General features: G+C 46.6%; 14 protein-coding genes, 1 tRNA gene and 2 rRNA genes. 7 read left to right on the plus strand and 10 right to left on the minus strand.

What is annotated here, in order from left to right; translation table 11 throughout:
* Positions 1–34: 34 nt before the first annotated feature.
* Positions 35–1,075 carry a hypothetical protein gene (locus ST37_RS05265; protein ID WP_084884400.1) on the plus strand — a complete coding sequence of 347 codons (1,041 nt, stop codon included), beginning with the start codon at positions 35–37 and terminating at the stop codon, positions 1,073–1,075.
* Between the two features lie 53 nt (positions 1,076–1,128).
* The gene (locus ST37_RS05270; protein WP_084884402.1) at positions 1,129–1,704 is read left to right on the plus strand and encodes a DTW domain-containing protein; all 576 of its coding nucleotides are present in this window, start codon (positions 1,129–1,131) and stop codon (positions 1,702–1,704) included.
* Here ST37_RS05270 and ST37_RS05275 read toward each other — a convergent pair whose 3' ends face one another.
* From ST37_RS05275 to lysA, 6 genes are all read right to left on the minus strand, one after another.
* On the minus strand, positions 1,705–4,215 hold the full coding sequence (locus ST37_RS05275) for an EAL domain-containing protein (RefSeq protein WP_084884404.1): 2,511 nt from the start codon (positions 4,213–4,215) through the stop codon (positions 1,705–1,707). It lies immediately after the preceding gene.
* A gap of 115 nt (positions 4,216–4,330) precedes the next feature.
* A complete protein-coding gene (locus ST37_RS05280; RefSeq protein WP_084884406.1) occupies positions 4,331–5,044 on the minus strand; it encodes an HAD-IA family hydrolase in 714 nt (237 codons plus the stop codon).
* Positions 5,045–5,091: 47 nt separating this feature from the next.
* Positions 5,092–5,997 (minus strand): tyrosine recombinase XerC, encoded by a 906-nt coding sequence (xerC, locus tag ST37_RS19700; protein WP_143698133.1) that lies wholly within the window; start codon positions 5,995–5,997, stop codon positions 5,092–5,094.
* 27 nt (positions 5,998–6,024) lie between these two features.
* Entirely contained in the window at positions 6,025–6,720 is a 696-nt protein-coding gene (locus ST37_RS19705; RefSeq protein WP_143698132.1) for a DUF484 family protein, read from the minus strand.
* 2 nt (positions 6,721–6,722) lie between these two features.
* A complete protein-coding gene (dapF, locus tag ST37_RS05290; RefSeq protein ID WP_084884408.1) occupies positions 6,723–7,553 on the minus strand; it encodes a diaminopimelate epimerase in 831 nt (276 codons plus the stop codon).
* 9 nt (positions 7,554–7,562) lie between these two features.
* Positions 7,563–8,816, minus strand: coding sequence for a diaminopimelate decarboxylase (lysA, locus tag ST37_RS05295; RefSeq protein ID WP_084884409.1), 1,254 nt, complete (start codon positions 8,814–8,816; stop codon positions 7,563–7,565).
* Positions 8,817–9,032: 216 nt separating this feature from the next.
* Here lysA and cyaY point away from each other — a divergent pair, with 216 nt between their 5' ends.
* Positions 9,033–9,350, plus strand: a complete 318-nt coding sequence (cyaY, locus tag ST37_RS05300; protein WP_084884411.1) for an iron donor protein CyaY — start codon at positions 9,033–9,035, stop codon at positions 9,348–9,350.
* Positions 9,351–9,352: 2 nt separating this feature from the next.
* On the opposite strand, the gene ST37_RS05305 is transcribed toward cyaY, so the two are convergent.
* On the minus strand, positions 9,353–11,881 hold the full coding sequence (locus tag ST37_RS05305; protein ID WP_084884412.1) for a class I adenylate cyclase: 2,529 nt from the start codon (positions 11,879–11,881) through the stop codon (positions 9,353–9,355).
* A gap of 309 nt (positions 11,882–12,190) precedes the next feature.
* Here ST37_RS05305 and hemC point away from each other — a divergent pair, with 309 nt between their 5' ends.
* From hemC to ST37_RS05325, 4 genes are read left to right on the plus strand one after another with little or no spacing between them, the layout of a single operon-like run.
* A complete protein-coding gene (gene hemC / locus ST37_RS05310) occupies positions 12,191–13,132 on the plus strand; it encodes a hydroxymethylbilane synthase (protein WP_084884414.1) in 942 nt (313 codons plus the stop codon).
* Positions 13,133–13,135: 3 nt separating this feature from the next.
* Entirely contained in the window at positions 13,136–13,867 is a 732-nt protein-coding gene (locus tag ST37_RS05315) for a uroporphyrinogen-III synthase (RefSeq protein WP_084884416.1), read from the plus strand.
* Positions 13,868–13,886: 19 nt separating this feature from the next.
* Positions 13,887–15,125 carry a uroporphyrinogen-III C-methyltransferase gene (locus tag ST37_RS05320; protein ID WP_084884417.1) on the plus strand — a complete coding sequence of 413 codons (1,239 nt, stop codon included), beginning with the start codon at positions 13,887–13,889 and terminating at the stop codon, positions 15,123–15,125.
* Positions 15,122–16,303, plus strand: coding sequence for a heme biosynthesis HemY N-terminal domain-containing protein (locus tag ST37_RS05325; RefSeq protein WP_084884420.1), 1,182 nt, complete (start codon positions 15,122–15,124; stop codon positions 16,301–16,303). Before ST37_RS05320 ends, ST37_RS05325 begins: the two co-directional genes overlap by 4 nt.
* 376 nt (positions 16,304–16,679) lie before the next feature.
* On the opposite strand, the gene ST37_RS05330 is transcribed toward ST37_RS05325, so the two are convergent.
* From ST37_RS05330 to ST37_RS05340, 3 genes are all read right to left on the minus strand, one after another.
* Positions 16,680–16,770 (minus strand) — tRNA-Ser (locus tag ST37_RS05330).
* A gap of 58 nt (positions 16,771–16,828) precedes the next feature.
* Positions 16,829–16,944, minus strand: a 5S ribosomal RNA gene (rrf, locus tag ST37_RS05335).
* Positions 16,945–17,117: 173 nt separating this feature from the next.
* Positions 17,118–17,191, minus strand: a 23S ribosomal RNA gene (locus ST37_RS05340); the annotation flags it as partial.

The raw sequence follows: 17,191 nt of genomic DNA on the forward strand, positions 1-17,191 counted from the left end.
CACAATATTGAAATTGAATGTCTGTAGGAAGCTAATGCGTTACTATTTTCCCGTTATTGCCATCGCCGTTCTCAGTGCGTGTTCTCAAAGCACACCACCTACTGCTGGGTCTTCCTCTAGCGGTTTAACCAACGTGACTCAATCTGATGTCGCCCCAGACGCACTGTCTACTGCTGACAGTTTGGTTATATTGCGAGGGCAGTTGGTGATAGGCCACGAAATGCGAAGCTTCCAACCTTGTGGCTCTAATCAGCAGTACTGGGTCTCTTTGGCACCTGAGGTTGCAAAAGAGCTGCAGCTGCTGACTCGTGAGCCCTATCAGCCATTGTATGCGGAGCTAGAAGGTGTATTAGCACCCGTAGGCCAAGCCGTGCTTAGCACAGACTTTCCTGCTCAATTTAAAGTCACGGCTGCCAACCTAGTGTCGGCAGAAAACCCACAGCGCTGCAATCAATCGCCCCAACCGGCCAGAGCAATTGGTAACGAGCCTAACTGGATCATGAAATGGGACAACGAATTCATTACCTATCAAAGAATGGGCTCTGAGGCTCAAACCTTTCCAATTGCAGAGGTCCGTTCATCTCAGAACAAAACGACTTTTCGCTTTGACCAACCCAAGGGTGAGTTAGCACTGACTCGCGGTTGGTGCCGCGATGCTATGAGTGATTCTCTTTATGGCTGGCAAGCCCAAGCCAAAATCTCCGGTGAGACATTACAAGGGTGCGTCATTCCGAGTAACCAACCGTTAGACACGCAATGGTACGGGGACTATGCGGCGCAAAGTACAGAGAGCCTCGGTTTTACCATCAATGTTTCGCTGTACCCCGATCATAGCGCAATCACGCAGTATGACTATTCAGATGGCAGCGCCAGCACTCGAGAACTCGGATATTGGCAAGCAAAAAGCGCGAATCAAGTGGAAGTGGTGAGTACCTCACACCAAGGACAACGACTGGTCGCACAACGTGTGTTTACTCGCAGCGGTGATCAAATTTCGACGCAACAAGAGACCGTCAATGGGACGACCTACCCACTGCAACAAGGTGGTATTGTGCTGTTTAAGAAGCCGCAATAGTGGGCTCAAATGTTGATTTCAGCGATCGCTACAGCGACCAATAAGGGCTTGTCATGACTTGTCCAAAATGTGGGATGCGTCATCAATGTGTGTGCGCAATGATGACGCCACTAGACAATCATTTTGACTTGTTGTTGATCCAGCACCCCAATGAGTTAGCTCGTGCCACCAACAGCGCTAAATTGCTGCAATGGCAACTGACACGATGTGCATCGTTTACTTGGGATAGGCGTACGCCGCCTGTTGAACTGCTAGAGGCTATAAACAACCACGCTAATCCCGTGTTACTGTTTCCTACACCGAATAGCCAACCGGTAAGCTCACCAAGCCTTACCCAATCCAATACACTGTATATTGTATTGGATGCTACGTGGCAGGAAGCCGGTAAAATGTGGCGTCAAAGTCCTTGGTTGCAGGCTCTACCAACCTTTCACTTGGAATTGGAACACAGCAGCGAGTTTACGTTGCGACGCAATCAAAAGCCCAATAGCGTCTGCACCTGTGAAATCGGCATTGAACTTTTAAAACTGCATAACCAGACGGAACAAGCCCACGCTCTGTCTCACTCGATGAAGTACTATTTTGCTGCCTATCAAGCAGACCGAAGCGGTCACGCTCTAAGATCTTAGTTAAATCAGTTCAGTAGGTTTTGGCTCAAAGAAATAGAAGCCTTGTAGGAAGTCAAATCCCATATCGGTTGCAATGTCGGCAACCTGTTTATTGTGGACAAACTCGGCAACCGTTTGGGCATTAAACACCCGGCATAGGTTCACCAGTTGTTCTGTAATAGCACGCTGCTTTGGATCGCGATCGATATTGCGGACCAAACTGCCGTCGACCTTAATGATATGCGGCTCTAACTTGATGATCTCATCGATATTGGAATACCCGGAGCCAAAATCATCCACCACAATTCTTACACCCATAGCGCGAAAATGATCGCAAATCTCACGCATTCGATTGTAGTCTTTGATCTGTTCTGTCTCCAACACTTCCACACCAAATCGCGATGGGTCTTTAAGCTGCGCGACTTCTTGCTCTAGTAAATACATGGTGCGGTTACTGAGCATATCTTGCGGCGACAAGTTTATCGAAAACGACTCGGTGCGATTACGCATATGTCGAAAGGTCTCTTTGATCATCTGATGACTCAATCGAGCATACAGGTGCGTCCCTTCAATCACAGGCAGAAATTGCCCAGGCATAATAATTTTGCCTTCTTCCTCTATACGAACTAAACACTCATAAAATGCCAGTTGATTGCTTTCAACACTCACCACACCTTGCGCGTAAGAGACGACATTTTTCCGTTGAACCGCGCGGCTCACGCTGTTGAGCCAACCAAACTCTTCTTGTCGTTGGCGTTCTTCACTGCGTAGCTCATTGGCACTGACAATAAACTGGTGATTTTTTGTGGCAAACCGTCTCGATTCTATCGACTTCAACAGCAGCTCGTCCGGTGAATCTACCGGGAAATTATCTCTTGAAATCAAGCCACCGCGAACCGAAACCGATAGGTAATCCATTTCAGGCAGGCCTACTGGTTCGAAATTTATTTTTTCTGTGTAATCCGCTAAGCCGATAAAATATTCTTTAATTTTTTCTTGGCTCATTTGAGAGTTAAACACCAGCGCCCACTCTGCGATCCCAAGGCTGTATAAACTCACCCCTCCGTTAGGAACGTGCTGAGCGATGGTTTGTTTAATGTGTGCGGTCAATTCTTTTAGCAGTAAGTCGCCGATCTCATAGCCATACTTTTCATTTACCTGCGGGAAGTTCGTCACTTTGACCGATATAAGGTGGTCGTTATTTGTAAATTGCTCTAGGCGCTGCTTTAGAACGGTGCGGTTAGGCAGCTCAGTTCTAGGGTCAATGCGGTAACTGGCCAGCAGTGAATCAGATTGTGCTTTTAGTCTCTTCTCCATCTGCTGCTGCATGGTATCGACATCATCCAATGCATTTTTAATGAGAGAAAAGAGCGGTGGAAGATTTTCCTTTTTCTCTTGAGCTTGTTCACTGATCAAAGACTGAGAGATTAACGGGGTTTCTCTTTCACTCAACGCGAGTAACGTCATAGAGTGATGCATAATGCTGTGCTGACCCGCAGTATAAAAAAACTCCCCCATGCAGAAAAAACCCTGCGCCTTTACTCCCTCAATGTCATCAAACACTTCTAGCTCTTCGTCCCCTTCCATAAAGTCTAGACGCGACAGACAGTTATAAACAAATAGTGCTTGCGGAGAAAATCGTTTGAGTTGTTTAACTGCGCCATTAACTTGGTTTAGAGTTAAGCTGGGGTGGTTGTAGCAAAATCGAACTCGATCCCCCTGTTTCAACTCACCGATAAAGTCCATACTGCCATCGGCCGATATTGACGTTGGGATGAAGGTATCTTGACCAGACTGAGTATTCTTAAGTAGCGGGAAATCACGAGCGACCTCATAGGCTACAGGGTGGCCTTGATTGAGGTATTTTTTGTAAAAATGAAGAGGTGGTTGTCCATCCAGCGAATACACTCGCCCAAATTCAGCCTCTGTAACTTCAAACTCTCGGCCTATTGGGTGCCATTCAGTGAAGCACTGACGCTCAACACTGAGTTGCTCACCACATAGCAACACAGTGACTAAGTGGCGCTGGTAAGTGGTCTGATTGAGCAATACCCAGCTTTCTCCATCCACCTCATGTGACACACCACCAGAGATCGGTAACATTGGCTCATTGCGGGTGAGTTGAGAAAACAGCGGGTAGTCATTTGCATTGATACTATCGGCAAAACCAATAAGCGCTTTTCGATCTTTGTGTCGACGATACATCGGTGCAATATCACTGCAGGTATCGACAATATCGTCCATTATCGGTGTGTGATAGGCGAAGAGCTCACTTGTATCAAACTGAGTGATGTGCACAACACACTGTTTCTCAAGCGTGCGCCCTTGCGCAATTGTAAACTGAGCGCTTGCGCCAACGATGACGGCGTTAGGGATCGCGCTTTTTAACGCAGATGAGTACTGTTTGGCTTGGTCGGCGCTACATGCAGCAAAAAGCTGAACGAGATAATCTGCATCTCTGTGGATCACAGTCTGCTCTAAATGCTCATTAAGCTCATGAATACTTTGAAATATTAGTGATCGACTATGCATGGTGACTCTTATCAGTATGATATACTATAACTATGCCTGATTATCCGTTTTGTTCCAAGAAAAGCTTACCAGATTCGCCTTACGCAAACGATTTCTTAGGTCGAAATCACGTAAATTACAACGAAAGTAGCAGACGAAGGTCGCTAAGCTCAATATCCGGTAGACTCTCAACATTCAGCGAGTGACGTAAGCTACGATTACTGGTGTTTAGCCAGGCTGACTTAAACCCTGCAGCATTGGCACCCGCAACATCGCTAATTAAGTGATCACCAACATGTAAAATACCCTCAGGGTTTAAGCTGAGCGCCTTCGCGGCCTTGTTGAACAGGTGTGGTTCTGGCTTAGCCACTCCATCGGGTCCCGCACTGAAAGTATAAGCAAAATAATGACTGAGTCCTATAGCGTGACAGTCTACATTACCATTTGTAATTGCCACCAAGGGGTACTTTTTAGCTAACTTGGAGAGCACGTCATGTGTTGAAGGTAAAATCTCAACCTCATTTCGCCATTGATACACACGCTGCATTGCAGCAGTCGTAATCGAATCAATGTGAGACTTAGTATAGCCTTGCTCTGATAACCCAGCCTCAATCGTAGCAATACGAAGTGCGGTCATATCATTTTTTAGTGATGGTGCTCGTCGCAGAGCATGCTCTCTCAATACTCGCCAATGCATCCGGTCCCATCGCCTCATCTGTGCGGCATTGTCGTTTAGCCACTCAAGAAAGCGAGCTTCCAAGCGAAGCATAACGCTATGATTGTCGTAGAGGGTATCGTCTAAATCGAAAGTGATGGCCGTTAAAGGAGGTAAAGAGCGGTAAAACTTCATAGCAAGTGCCTTCTATGGTGTGCCAATAATCATTGTGACAGGCCGAATTACTGATCGGTCTTTTTACGCTTTGCTCTAGGATGTGCGCTGTCATAGACAGACGCTAAATGCTGAAAGTCCAAGGACGTGTATACTTGCGTCGTAGACAGGTTTTCGTGGCCTAGTAATTCTTGAACAGCCCGCAGATTTTGACTGGACTCCAATACATGTGTCGCAAACGAATGACGCAGTTTATGGGGAGTAATGTGGCTGGTCACCCCCTGCTTTAGGCCCCACTCTTTTAACCTTACTTGCACCTGGCGTGTAGAGATCTGTCGACCAAGCTTAGACAAAAACAGCGCACTTTGCGGCGTCTTTAACAGTTGTGGGCGCACAGTTAGCCACTTATCCACCCATCGTTTCGCTTCGCCGTTAAAGGGAACCATTCGCTCTTTGTTGCCTTTTCCGAGCAAGCGAATTTCGTCGCGACCATCCGTCACTTGACTCACTGTTAGGCCCACCAACTCACTGAGGCGCATTCCAGTGCCATACAGCAGCTCCATCATCGCTCTGTCACGAATAGATAGGGGATCGTTGTCGCTAACCTCCAGCAACTGAGACACTTCATCGACGTCTAGGTTTTTGGGCAGCGGTTTGGATTGTTTCGGTGCATTGACCGCTTGGGCTGGGTTCACAGTGACTTGATCGGTGAGCATTAAATAGTTAAAGAAGCTGCGAAGTGCCGACAATCGAAGGGCAATAGAACGACTCGAAAGACCGTTACGAGCGCTTTTGGCCACCAACTGTTTTATCCAATTAACATCCAACTGTTCCCAGCTCGTTAATCCCAACTCATCACTTAACGTTGCGATCGCATTAAGTTGAGTTTTATAGTTGGCTTGAGTTAGGGGACTGTAGCCTTTTTCGTTGATGAGATACTCAAGAAATGATGTCACCCACTGATGTGACATCATTGCTTGCGCATTAGCCCTAGTCACCGGCTACTTCCACGGTAGGTCGGCAAGCATGTGGGCAGTCACTAATGCTAAGTGACGCAAAAACAGCGTGTCTTGTTCTGGCCTAAAGTGCCCACCGTCTTCACTTGCAAACACCAAGCACCCTTGTAAACCCGCCTTATCCAATGGCAAAATCACGTAGGATCCCAGCTCTGGGATCACCGAGGAAGGAAGCGTGTCAAACAACGCACTGCGATCCCCTTGTTTCAATCGACCAAGGTACGCTGACTTACCGTGCAGATTATTTTGCTGAAACCGATGCCAGCTTTCTGCCGAAAGTGGTAAATGCTCGCTGCCGACAAGTGCCACATGGGCGGTCAGCTTGAGATCGCGTGCTTTGGTCGCAATCGCATTAATCACGTCACTGCCACGCTCACAACTCAATACTTGTTGCTGCAGCGACATAAACTCGTTGAAGGTTTTGTCGTTAGCCGAAGCGAGAGACATGAGGTCCGTCACTTCTTCTTCAAGCTCTTGGATTCGCTTACGTTGTCGTTGCAACTGGATCCCAGACAACGACACCGTACCCGTGTCTTTAGCTTGTATATTCAACCTTTCTAGCAGCTCTGGGTGACGCTCAAAAAAACCGGGGTGCTGTTCAAGATACTCAGCCACAACAAGATCGGTTTCTTCTGTACTCAGAGGCTCTTGGGGTTGGTTTTGTGTATTAACTCGACTCATGATTAGCAGCTTATCTGTCCGTCATAAACGTGGGTAGCAGGGCCAGTCATAAACAATGACTTCCCTTCGCCTTCCCACTTAATGGTCAACTCACCCCCCAGCAAAGTAACGTTCACTTCACTGTCGAGCTGTCCTTGAATAACGCCAACGGCCACCGCAGCGCATGCACCGCTGCCACAGGCTTGAGTTTCGCCTACGCCGCGTTCATACACTCGTAGTGCAATATGCTTGCGATCGATGACTTGCATAAAACCCGCATTAACTCGTTCTGGAAAACGTTCGTGTGACTCGAGCTCTGGCCCTAAAACGCTGACATCATCGGTATTAATATCCTCAACTGTGGTGACAACATGAGGATTACCCATAGATACAGCACCGCAAAACAGAGTCTTTTCACCAGTACGTAAAATATAGGTTTTTTCTTTCTGTTTTGCATTAAATGGGATGCGTTTCGGTTCGAACTCGGGAACCCCCATATCCACAGACACCAAGTTGTCCTGAGTTAAATTCAGTATCATTTTGCCTTTTTTGGTACTGACCTTAATGCTTCGTTTATTGGTTAAGCCCTTCATGGTCACAAAACGCGCAAAACAACGCGCACCATTACCACACTGCTCCACTTCACTGCCATCGGCGTTAAATATCCGGTAATGAAAGTCAGTTTCAGGATCATACGGTGCTTCAACCACCAGTAACTGATCAAACCCGACGCCAGTATGGCGATCGGCCATTCGCTTAATCAGTTCAGCGGAAAAAAACACGTTTTGGGTGATGCAATCCACCACCAAAAAGTCATTACCCAGTCCGTGCATTTTAGAAAAGTGAAAGTGCATTACGACGCATTACTCCGGTAAAATCGATTCGAGTTCCCACAAAGAGGAAAGTGTTTCGCGTTGACGAACTAAATGAGTCGCTTCTTTATCCACCATAACTTCCGCGACACGTGGGCGGCTATTATAGTTGGATGACATCACAAAGCCATACGCCCCCGCAGAGCGCACTGCCAATAGATCCCCATTTTGCAGTACCAGCTCACGGTCTTTACCAATAAAGTCGCCCGTTTCACATATTGGGCCGACTAAGTCATAAGTGTGTGCTTCGCCTTTTCTTGGGGCCACAGGCACAATATCCTGCCAAGCGGAATAGAGAGCTGGTCGCATCAAGTCGTTCATTGCTGCATCAATAATGGCAAAGTTTTTGTGCTCGGTGTGTTTTAAAAACTCAACTTTAGTCAACAACACCCCAGCGTTCGCAGCAATTGCTCGCCCAGGCTCAAAGATTAGCTCAAGCTCGGGATGGTTCTCCAGTCGAGACAGTAAGGCTTTCGCGTACTCAGACGGCTGCGGCGGTAACTCATCACGATACACCACGCCCAAACCACCACCAACATCCAAATGTCGGATTGCAATGCCACTGGCTTGTAGCTTGTCTATCAAGCCCAATAGTCGGTCGGTTGCATCGATAAACGGTGCCAAGTCGGTCAATTGCGAGCCAATGTGGCAATCAATCCCCATCACTTCAAGTGACGGTAATCCGTGAGCAAACGCATACACCTCTGGTGCGCGATCAAAGGCAATTCCAAACTTGTTGTCACGCAACCCTGTGGATATGTACGGGTGAGTGTTAGCGTCAACGTCCGGATTAATCCGCAATGAAATTGGCGCGCGAACCCCCATTTCGCTGGCGACTTTATTCAGCCTTTCCAGTTCAGGTTCAGATTCGACATTGAAGCATTTAATGTTAAGTTGCAAAGCGCGACGCATTTCGTCTTCCGTTTTACCTACGCCGGAAAACACTACTTTCTTAGGGTCACCACCGGCGGCAAGTACACGCTCAAGCTCCCCCATAGAAACAATGTCAAACCCCGACCCTAAACGAGCCAGCGTATTTAGCACCCCTAAGTTGGAGTTAGCCTTAACCGCATAACACACTAAATGAGGGTGCCCATCCACGGAACGATCAAACGCGTTCCAGTGACGTTCTAAGGTTGCACGCGAGTATACATAAGTTGGTGTGCCATAGGTGTCTGCAATTTGGCGCAAGGGTACCTGTTCGGCCCACAATTCACCGTCCTGCTGATAATTGAAGTAGTCCAAACGATTTGTCCTTTAATCTGGTTGTGGTTGCGATTGTTGTGTGTCGTCAGGCAGATAGAGCGCTCCTGTCTGGCCGCAGCCAGTAAGCCCTATCATCAACCCTAAGCTGACAATGATGTACAGTTTTCTCATGTTGGCCTGATATTCAATATTGTTTTTCAGTGATATAGTGCCTTTATAATCGCACCACCATTAAGAAAAGCAATAGGACAAAGCATGAAGGAGAGTGAATTTCACCAATTAGCGGATGCACTGCTGACCCAAATCGAAGAAATGATCGATGAATCGGGTGCCGATATCGATTATGAAGCGACGGGTAACGTGCTTACGCTTGAGTTTGAAGACCGCAGTCAGATTGTGATCAACAAGCAAGAGCCCATGCGAGAAATTTGGTTAGCGTCCAAATCGGGAGGCTATCATTTTTCATTGCAGTCGGACGCTTGGATTTGTTCAAAGTCAGGGTTGGAGCTCATTGAATTGGTGAAGCAAGAGTGTGTTAAACACGCTGATGAGCCAATAGACTGGCCAGAGTAGCCTTACAAACCAACGGCTTGTGAGGGCCTAGACTCTATTTCAAAGTCCGTACTATAAGGCACCACATAACATTCGCCCTGTTCAGGGTGAATGATTTGGTAATATTGAGGTAGATTGAAGTTAGCCATACTCACATCACCGTCATTGTTGATGTCGGTGTAGTGTTGATTGATTGATGCAATGACTTCACTTTTATCTGTGCGCTTATCAGTAAGCTGATGATACGCTTCCGCTTCGTTCTTCTCACCTAGCACATAAATGTTAAATCCATCGCTAGTGTCTTCAAAGAAAAACTGAATCAACCCTTCACTGGCAAACGTTTCGATAGCGTGTGGCAGCTCGAACGACTGATCGCGATCCATTTTGGTAAACAGTGAGCCATTCAGTTTTTGGTCAGCCACAGAGCGGTAAAAATCGACGCCGCCAACGAGAGCTTGTACAGAGACCCCTCGACGTTCGAAAAACAGTCCATAACGCTGCTGGCCCAAGCCGATTGTTTTGTAGCCACGTTGCGCTTTCTCTTCCACCGGTTGCAAACGCAGACGAACACACTCAGCAAGCAGCTGATAGACCGAATTTCGTATAAGGCTGCGATGGTTCTGGCTGTAACTAAATACATCCAATGATTCTGGAGGAATCGCACCTTGGTGCATTTTTCCTAGCAGCATTTTTAGTGCGTCAAGCAAGCTGTGCTCACCTTTGAAACTCATTGTCCGAACTTCATGCCAAGAGTTGCGATACACCACATCGACACTGCCAATAAGACACTGCTTCTGTTTGCCATACGAAAAGACATCCACTTTACGTGGGTCAAGCTTGGCGTCTTTACTGCTTAAACGACTGGTTGGGTCGTTTTCAAAATTGATAAACAGTGCTAGCTGGCTAATTTCACATGGGCTGGCCAACGCTTCCATCGTCGCTCTTCGTTTACGAAGCGAAAAGGTGTTTCTTAGATCGCTGACCATCTGATAAAACTTATCAATATCGATGTCGGACGATTTGACTACCGAGTGCAGACGAGTGGACTCCGTAATTAAGCCATTAAAGAATGACCAAGCGACCACTTTAGAGAGGTTTTCGTCATGCGCAATCTTAGGTTGGCCAATGATGCGATCCGCAATTAAAGGTTGCTTGTAAAGGTACCAGCCATGTTTGTTTACTGTGCCCGGATTCACTTGGATGAAGGTCAAATCAGACTCGTGTAAGTCGGTCGCGATCTGAGGGTTCAACAAAGTCACTTTACTCGGTAAGGCTTCGAACGCTGCGTACAACTTGCGGGCTAAAATGCTGATATCTTGCGGGCTAATGGCCGAGGTTATCTTGTTACGACGTGCAAACTGGATAAGGTTTCGATAGCTAAGCATCAAGGCTTCTAGCAACTGATGATGCATGCTTTTAACGTCTTCTACCTTCCAACTGCGTCGATTGTCTAGCCACTCAAGTGTGTCATGTTGCCAGTGCCATTGAGCGGTTAGCTCTTTCAGAGCTTTACGGCGCCACGCCACTGAGCCAGATTCCGGCTCACGCGTGATTTTTTCTTTGGTTTTTAAATAGAAGCAGCGTCTAACAAGCTCAAGTCTGGTGTGATCGCCAGTGCGCTCTAAATAACGCGTTACCTTTTCTAGCATTAGATAATAGGCATCCATGCTGTACAGATCTGGCTCATGAGCGAAGAATCGGCGCTTATAATCAAGGCTTAAAAGCTGAGTGTTAGGGTATTCCCAAGAATACGCTTCCAACAATATAGCTTTGAGAACCGACTTAAATGGAGAGTCGATGCTCTTGTACAGTTGCCACAAATTGGCGCCGAAGTATTCTTCAGCTGGAATAGAGTTTAATCGACCAAAGTCAATCCATTTGCTGCAATCAATGGCATTACTGTCGCATAACTGCTGAATATAGTCGTCGTAGCACTCTTCCATTTCTGGTGGAACGACTTGCCATAACAATCGATAGCCTGCAACTCGCATAGACGAGCGATAAAACTCGTCGAGTAAGAGTATATGTTGGCTAGAGCCACAATTGTCGCCGGTCATTGCTTCTGAACGTTGCGCCTTAAAACGCATTTCGTCCATAACAAAGAAGCTTGCTTCTACGCCCTGTTCTGAAGCCCATTGAGACAACAATGTACACTTATGACTGAGTAGCGATTTTTGCTCTGACGACATTAGCGATGACACGCACACCCATACATCAATATCACTGGTCGTAGACTGACCAATAGATGATGTGCTGCCCATGGTGTAAAGACCTAGGACTTGAGTTTCATTATGCGCTTTAAGTGTGTTATCGGTGACAACCAAAGAATCAAGCAACTGTTGAGCTGTCTCATCAAGCTGAAAGTCTGGAATACCAAAAGGGGTGTCACCGTCGACAAAGCCTGGTAATGCAGGGTGTTGATAGTGAAATAGTGCTGGGATAAGGTGGAATACTCTTTGCGCACTGGTGTCCATCAACGCAAGCGCACGAGCAACGCGTTGCTCGTTCAGCAAGTCTAAACGATGAATCATGCTTTTAGTGAATGACTGCAAAGGTATTTCCTATCTGGGCCAAAACGCCAAAGTTGAATAAACCTCCACCGAATTGACCATGAAAACGTGACAAATGTAACACTTTTTAGCCATCAGGTAAAGAATTCGTCTCGAGCATCCGTGCTTAAAGTCGGGCATCATCTTGCCTCAAGCACCGCATAGACTCAAGTAGTTTTTGAGATCCACATCACACTAGATCATTTGGCTAAGCCTATTGCTCAAAAAACGCCGCAACAAAGCTCTGAAAAAGTACACTTTCTTGCTCTGAATGTTAGGATAAAACCAACCTAATTGACCATACAAACCATCATGCCTCACTCGACTAATACGGTCCGTATTGCGACTAGAAAAAGCCCTCTTGCTCTTTGGCAAGCTGAATTCGTTAAAGCAGAACTGGAAAAGCATCACCCTCAACTTAATGTTGAGTTGGTCACCATGGTCACTAAGGGTGACATCATTTTGGATACGCCTTTAGCCAAAGTGGGCGGCAAAGGGCTGTTTGTGAAAGAACTTGAAGTCGCGATGCTCGAAGGCCGCGCCGATCTCGCCGTTCACTCAATGAAAGACGTTCCAGTGGACTTTCCTGAAGGCCTTGGGCTAGCAATAATCTGTGAACGTGAAGACCCGCGCGATGCATTTGTCTCAAATACTTTTGATAGCTTAGAGGAACTCCCTCAAGGAGCGACAGTCGGTACCTGTAGCTTGCGCCGACAATGTCAGCTCAAAGAACGACGCCCCGACCTTATTATTAAAGAGCTTCGAGGTAATGTAGGCACTCGTTTATCCAAACTTGATGCTGGGGAATACGACGCTATCATTCTGGCCGCCGCAGGTCTAAAGCGCCTTAAACTAGAACAGCGAATTCAATCGTTTATAGAACCAGAGCAATCGCTTCCAGCAGTGGGGCAAGGTGCGGTAGGTATTGAATGCCGCCTAGATGACGAGCGTATATTGGCATTGCTCGCTCCATTATCACATCAAGAAACGACTGAGCGTGTATTGTGTGAGAGAGCAATGAACTTAACTCTAGAAGGGGGGTGTCAGGTCCCTATTGGCAGTTATGCTACTATCGATGGCGACACCGTACACTTGCGCGCCCTGGTTGGTGAACCCGATGGCAGCGTGATTGTTCGTGGTGAGATTTCAGGCCCGAAATCACAAGGCGAATCATTAGGTGTGGCTCTTGCCAATCGGCTACTCGATGAAGGTGCAAGGGAGATATTGACTCGACTTTACGAACAGGAATCGTAATTAATGAGTGTGCTAATCATAAGGCCGCAACAAGCGGCCAACGAATTAGCGCAGCAGCTCGCTTTGCAAGGCATACAGGCTATCGCCTTTCCGCTGATTGAGTTTTCCCAGTCCACATCATTGTCTGAGAGTTGCATCGAACAACTGTCCCAAGCCGACATCATCATCTCAGTCAGCAAGCCAGCATCCATGTTCCTCAATGAGTGGATAACCACTCACCATTCTTCTTGGCCAACCTCTGCTTGTTACATGGCAGTGGGTAAATCTTCCGCGTACTGTTTGCAACAGTTTACCAAGCAACCGGTGCTGCATCCCACTATCGAAGACAGCGAACATTTATTAAGTCACCCTAAATTGCGCAGTGTTGATGGGCGCTCTATAGTTATTTTACGCGGTAATAGTGGGCGGGAATTACTGTATAAAACATTAACCAGCCGAGGCGCTCATGTCTCATACATAGAGAGCTACCAAAGGTACCCTGTTGTATGGGATAGCGAGTCTCACTTTAGACACTGGCAAGCTCAAGGTGTAGAAAAGCTGGTTGTTACCAGCGCAGAACAATTGAAATTGTTAATAAAAAAAGCCAATCTAGATCAATTAGCTTGGTTGCAATCACGGCAACTTTTTGTAACTAGCGCTAGGATAAGTAAATTGGCACAGCATTATGGCTTTAACCAAATAATCATAACTCATAAAGCCGATAACCAAACTTTGTTGCAGCACATTGCTCGCTGAATCACTATAGGACTCCTGTATGACGGATAAAACAAACGCCTCCGAGCCCAAAGACACTGACGTGACCCCGACGTCCGCTTCAGATGCCAAAACAACCGAGAAAGACACCACTCCGGCAAAGGAATCACCGAAAAGCACCGCAAATAAAGACCAGTCAAACGCCTCATCGGTTCAAGCTGATAAACCTAAATCACAGCCTAAGCCTAAGACGCCTGATGCAGACAAACAAAAGCAGCCTAGCAACAAGATTGCGTGGGTTGCGCTGATTATCGCGATCTTAACCGCGGCATACGGCTACTGGTACTTGCAACAGCAAAACCAACAACTGAGCCAAGAGTTAGCGACAATCAAAAACTCGATTACCAGTAATAATCAACAACTGAGTCAATCGGTGAATGACGCGAGTAAAGATCTTACCGCGCAAACATCTGAAATGGTCAGCCGAGTAGAAGTGACGCAAACGCAGCAGCAGCAAAGCATTGAAGCGTTGCAGTCCGCCGTCACCGACGTAAAAGGTCGCCGTCCTAACGACTGGTTACTGGCAGAAGCTGATTACCTAGTCAATTTAGCTTCTAGCAAGCTTCACTTAGAACACGATGTCGTTACTGCGACGCACTTAATGGAAAGCGCGGACCAACGAATTGCCGCCTTAAACGATCCTAGCTTGACTGAATTACGACAACACATTAATGACGACTTAACCGAGCTTCGCTCGACCCCCGTCTATGATAAAGATGGTCTGGTTCTTAAACTGATAAGTTTGCAAAAAACCATCGACGCCTTGCCCCTCGCCAATGCAGTTGTACCGGAAGCCGAAGAAGTTGCCATTAAAGAAGTCTCCAGTGACATTACCGACTGGCAAGATAATCTAATGTCGTCATTAAAAGCGTTTTCAGATCAATTCATCACCTATCGAGTCCGTGATGGCAGCGCCGTACCTTTGCTGTCACCTCAACAGCACTTCTATCTGCGCGAGAATGCCAAAGCGAAGCTTGAAACCGCGATCCGAGGTGTTTATCAAGAGCAAGATGAGCTGTATCGAACGTCAATCGACACAGTTCTGGAGTGGTCTGCGGTATACTTTGCGCAAGATGATGCCAAAGTTCAAAGCTTCCAAAAACAAGTTAAAGCACTCTTAGATCAAGATGTCTCCATCGAGTATCCAAGCAAACTTAGTACTCAACCGATCTTAGAAGAGATCATCCGCGTACGTTTACGTAAAGACGTGACTACCTTAGGCAGCAAGGAGGCATCATGATACGTATTCTATTCCTATTTGCGATCTTAGCGGCCGGCCTATTTGTAGGAACGCAATTTTCGGGTCAACAAGGTTATGTGCTGATATCAATCGCGGATAAAACACTAGAAATGAGCGTGACTACGCTTGTGATCCTGGTGATTATTTTGCTCGCCTTGCTGTTCTTAGTAGAGACCCTAGTTAAGAAATCATTTCGCTATACCAGCGCAACATGGAACTACTTCAGTGTTCGCAAACTTAAACGAGCACGCCGCTATACAAACGAAGGCATCATTAAGCTCGTAGAAGGCGATTGGAAGGCCGCAGAAAAGAAAGTGACCCGTTGGTCTAACCATCACGATAAGCCTCTGCTGTGTTATTTAGTGGCTGCAGAAGCGGCACACGCTCAAGGCAAGATTCCCGAGCGAGATAAGCACTTGGAAAAGGCCTCAGAGCAACCTGATTCAACATTGGCAGTCGGCCTAACTAAGGCCAAGCAACACATCAGTGTATTAGAGTACGAAAACGCGTTTGATGTATTAAGCACCCTACGTAATACGTATCCCGATAATCCAGTACTACTCAAGTTAATTAAACAGTGCTACGTGAAACTAGAACTGTGGCAGCCCTTGTATGAATTGTTGCCATCACTGGACAAAAAACATCTACTCGAGCAACCAGAACAATTGAGACTGACTCAACTGTCACAAAGTGGAAAGCTGAAAGATGTGGCGAACCTAGAGGGCACGAATGGGCTCATTAAATATTGGGACAGCATGCCACGCAAACAGCGCAAAGATCCTGTACTCATTGAGGCCTTTGTACGTCAACTGATCGAGCGACATGCCGACAGTACAGCTTACACCTTAATTAAGGAAACCATCGCTAAGCACCCTGAACCGGCTCTATTTCAGCTCATTCCGGAGCTACAACTCAAAGATCGTCATCCAATCATCAAGGATTTAGAAAAGTACACATCTAAGCATCCTGAGCAAGCCGATGCTTTCAGTGCGCTGGGTCAATTGCACTTGCATCAGGAAGATTGGAGTGCTGCGCAGCTAGCCTTTGAAACGGCACTTAAAGTGCGAAGTGATACCAAGGATTACGCTTATTTAAGTGATGCACTGCATAAGCAGAACTTTACCAATGCCGCTAATGAAGTCGCTCAAAAGGCATTGGCTTTAGTGGATGCTAGTTAACGCGATAGCATCATAAGTTAACTAGAGAAACACAGCCATTGGGCTGTGTTTTTTTATGTCTATACATTAGGTTTTTTCATACCAATCTGGTGGTTACGCATTGCTACCGTTACGTTTCGCTAGCGCAAAACGGGACGGTATCAAGTCGATATTGTGCGACGTTACCTCGATACCGTGCGGTTTTACGCGACAGCGTTAAACCTCATGGTAGCGAATCCAGAAGGAATAGGTCCGTTCGACTAAGGTGGCTTTTAAAGAGCACTCAATTGTCGCTTCGAGTGACATAGGAAACTAAGATGTGTATTAGGGTGTCGAGCGAGGAGGTTACTCCCCAAAAACACAAAAACCCCAGCATTTCTGCTGGGGTTTTGAATAGTGGCGGAGAGATAGGGATTTGAACCCTAGAACCGCTATTAACGGTTGCCGGTTTTCAAGACCGGTGCTTTCGACCACTCAGCCATCTCTCCACAAATTGTTATTGCAATAAAGTCTTATCTTAACGTGCTTCAGTACAATGATATTAAATCCCGATAATGTCCTACTCTCACATGGGGAAACCCCACACTACCATCGGCGCTATTGCGTTTCACTTCTGAGTTCGGCATGGAATCAGGTGGGTCCACAATGCTATGGTCATCGAGAAAAATCTCTTATTTGTCTTCAGCTTTTTCGAAAAAAGCCAAAAGCAAAAATTAATAATTCGGAAAGCTATTTAAAAGTTTTTGTCTTTATCTTTTTCTAAAAAAGATGAAAACCAATTAGCCACACATTCAATATTCTTATTTGAGTCCAATCAAAACCCTTTGGGTGTTGTATGGTTAAGCCTCACGGGCAATTAGTACAGGTTAGCTCAATGCCTCACAGCACTTACACACCCTGCCTATCAAC

The organism is Vibrio sp. qd031, from assembly GCF_002100145.1.
Taxonomy (GTDB): Bacteria; Pseudomonadota; Gammaproteobacteria; order Enterobacterales; family Vibrionaceae; genus Vibrio.

Excerpts from the sequence above, each read along its gene's own strand:
- ST37_RS05265 (WP_084884400.1), top strand. The coding sequence starts at position 35 with ATGCGTTACTATTTTCCCGTTATTGCCATCGCCGTTCTCAGTGCGTGT.
- ST37_RS05270 (WP_084884402.1), top strand. The coding sequence starts at position 1,129 with ATGACTTGTCCAAAATGTGGGATGCGTCATCAATGTGTGTGCGCAATG.
- ST37_RS05275 (WP_084884404.1), bottom strand. The coding sequence starts at position 4,215 with ATGCATAGTCGATCACTAATATTTCAAAGTATTCATGAGCTTAATGAG.
- ST37_RS05280 (WP_084884406.1), bottom strand. The coding sequence starts at position 5,044 with ATGAAGTTTTACCGCTCTTTACCTCCTTTAACGGCCATCACTTTCGAT.
- xerC (WP_143698133.1), bottom strand. The coding sequence starts at position 5,997 with ATGATGTCACATCAGTGGGTGACATCATTTCTTGAGTATCTCATCAAC.
- ST37_RS19705 (WP_143698132.1), bottom strand. The coding sequence starts at position 6,720 with ATGAGTCGAGTTAATACACAAAACCAACCCCAAGAGCCTCTGAGTACA.
- dapF (WP_084884408.1), bottom strand. The coding sequence starts at position 7,553 with ATGCACTTTCACTTTTCTAAAATGCACGGACTGGGTAATGACTTTTTG.
- cyaY (WP_084884411.1), top strand. The coding sequence starts at position 9,033 with ATGAAGGAGAGTGAATTTCACCAATTAGCGGATGCACTGCTGACCCAA.
- hemC (WP_084884414.1), top strand. The coding sequence starts at position 12,191 with ATGCCTCACTCGACTAATACGGTCCGTATTGCGACTAGAAAAAGCCCT.
- ST37_RS05315 (WP_084884416.1), top strand. The coding sequence starts at position 13,136 with ATGAGTGTGCTAATCATAAGGCCGCAACAAGCGGCCAACGAATTAGCG.
- ST37_RS05320 (WP_084884417.1), top strand. The coding sequence starts at position 13,887 with ATGACGGATAAAACAAACGCCTCCGAGCCCAAAGACACTGACGTGACC.
- ST37_RS05325 (WP_084884420.1), top strand. The coding sequence starts at position 15,122 with ATGATACGTATTCTATTCCTATTTGCGATCTTAGCGGCCGGCCTATTT.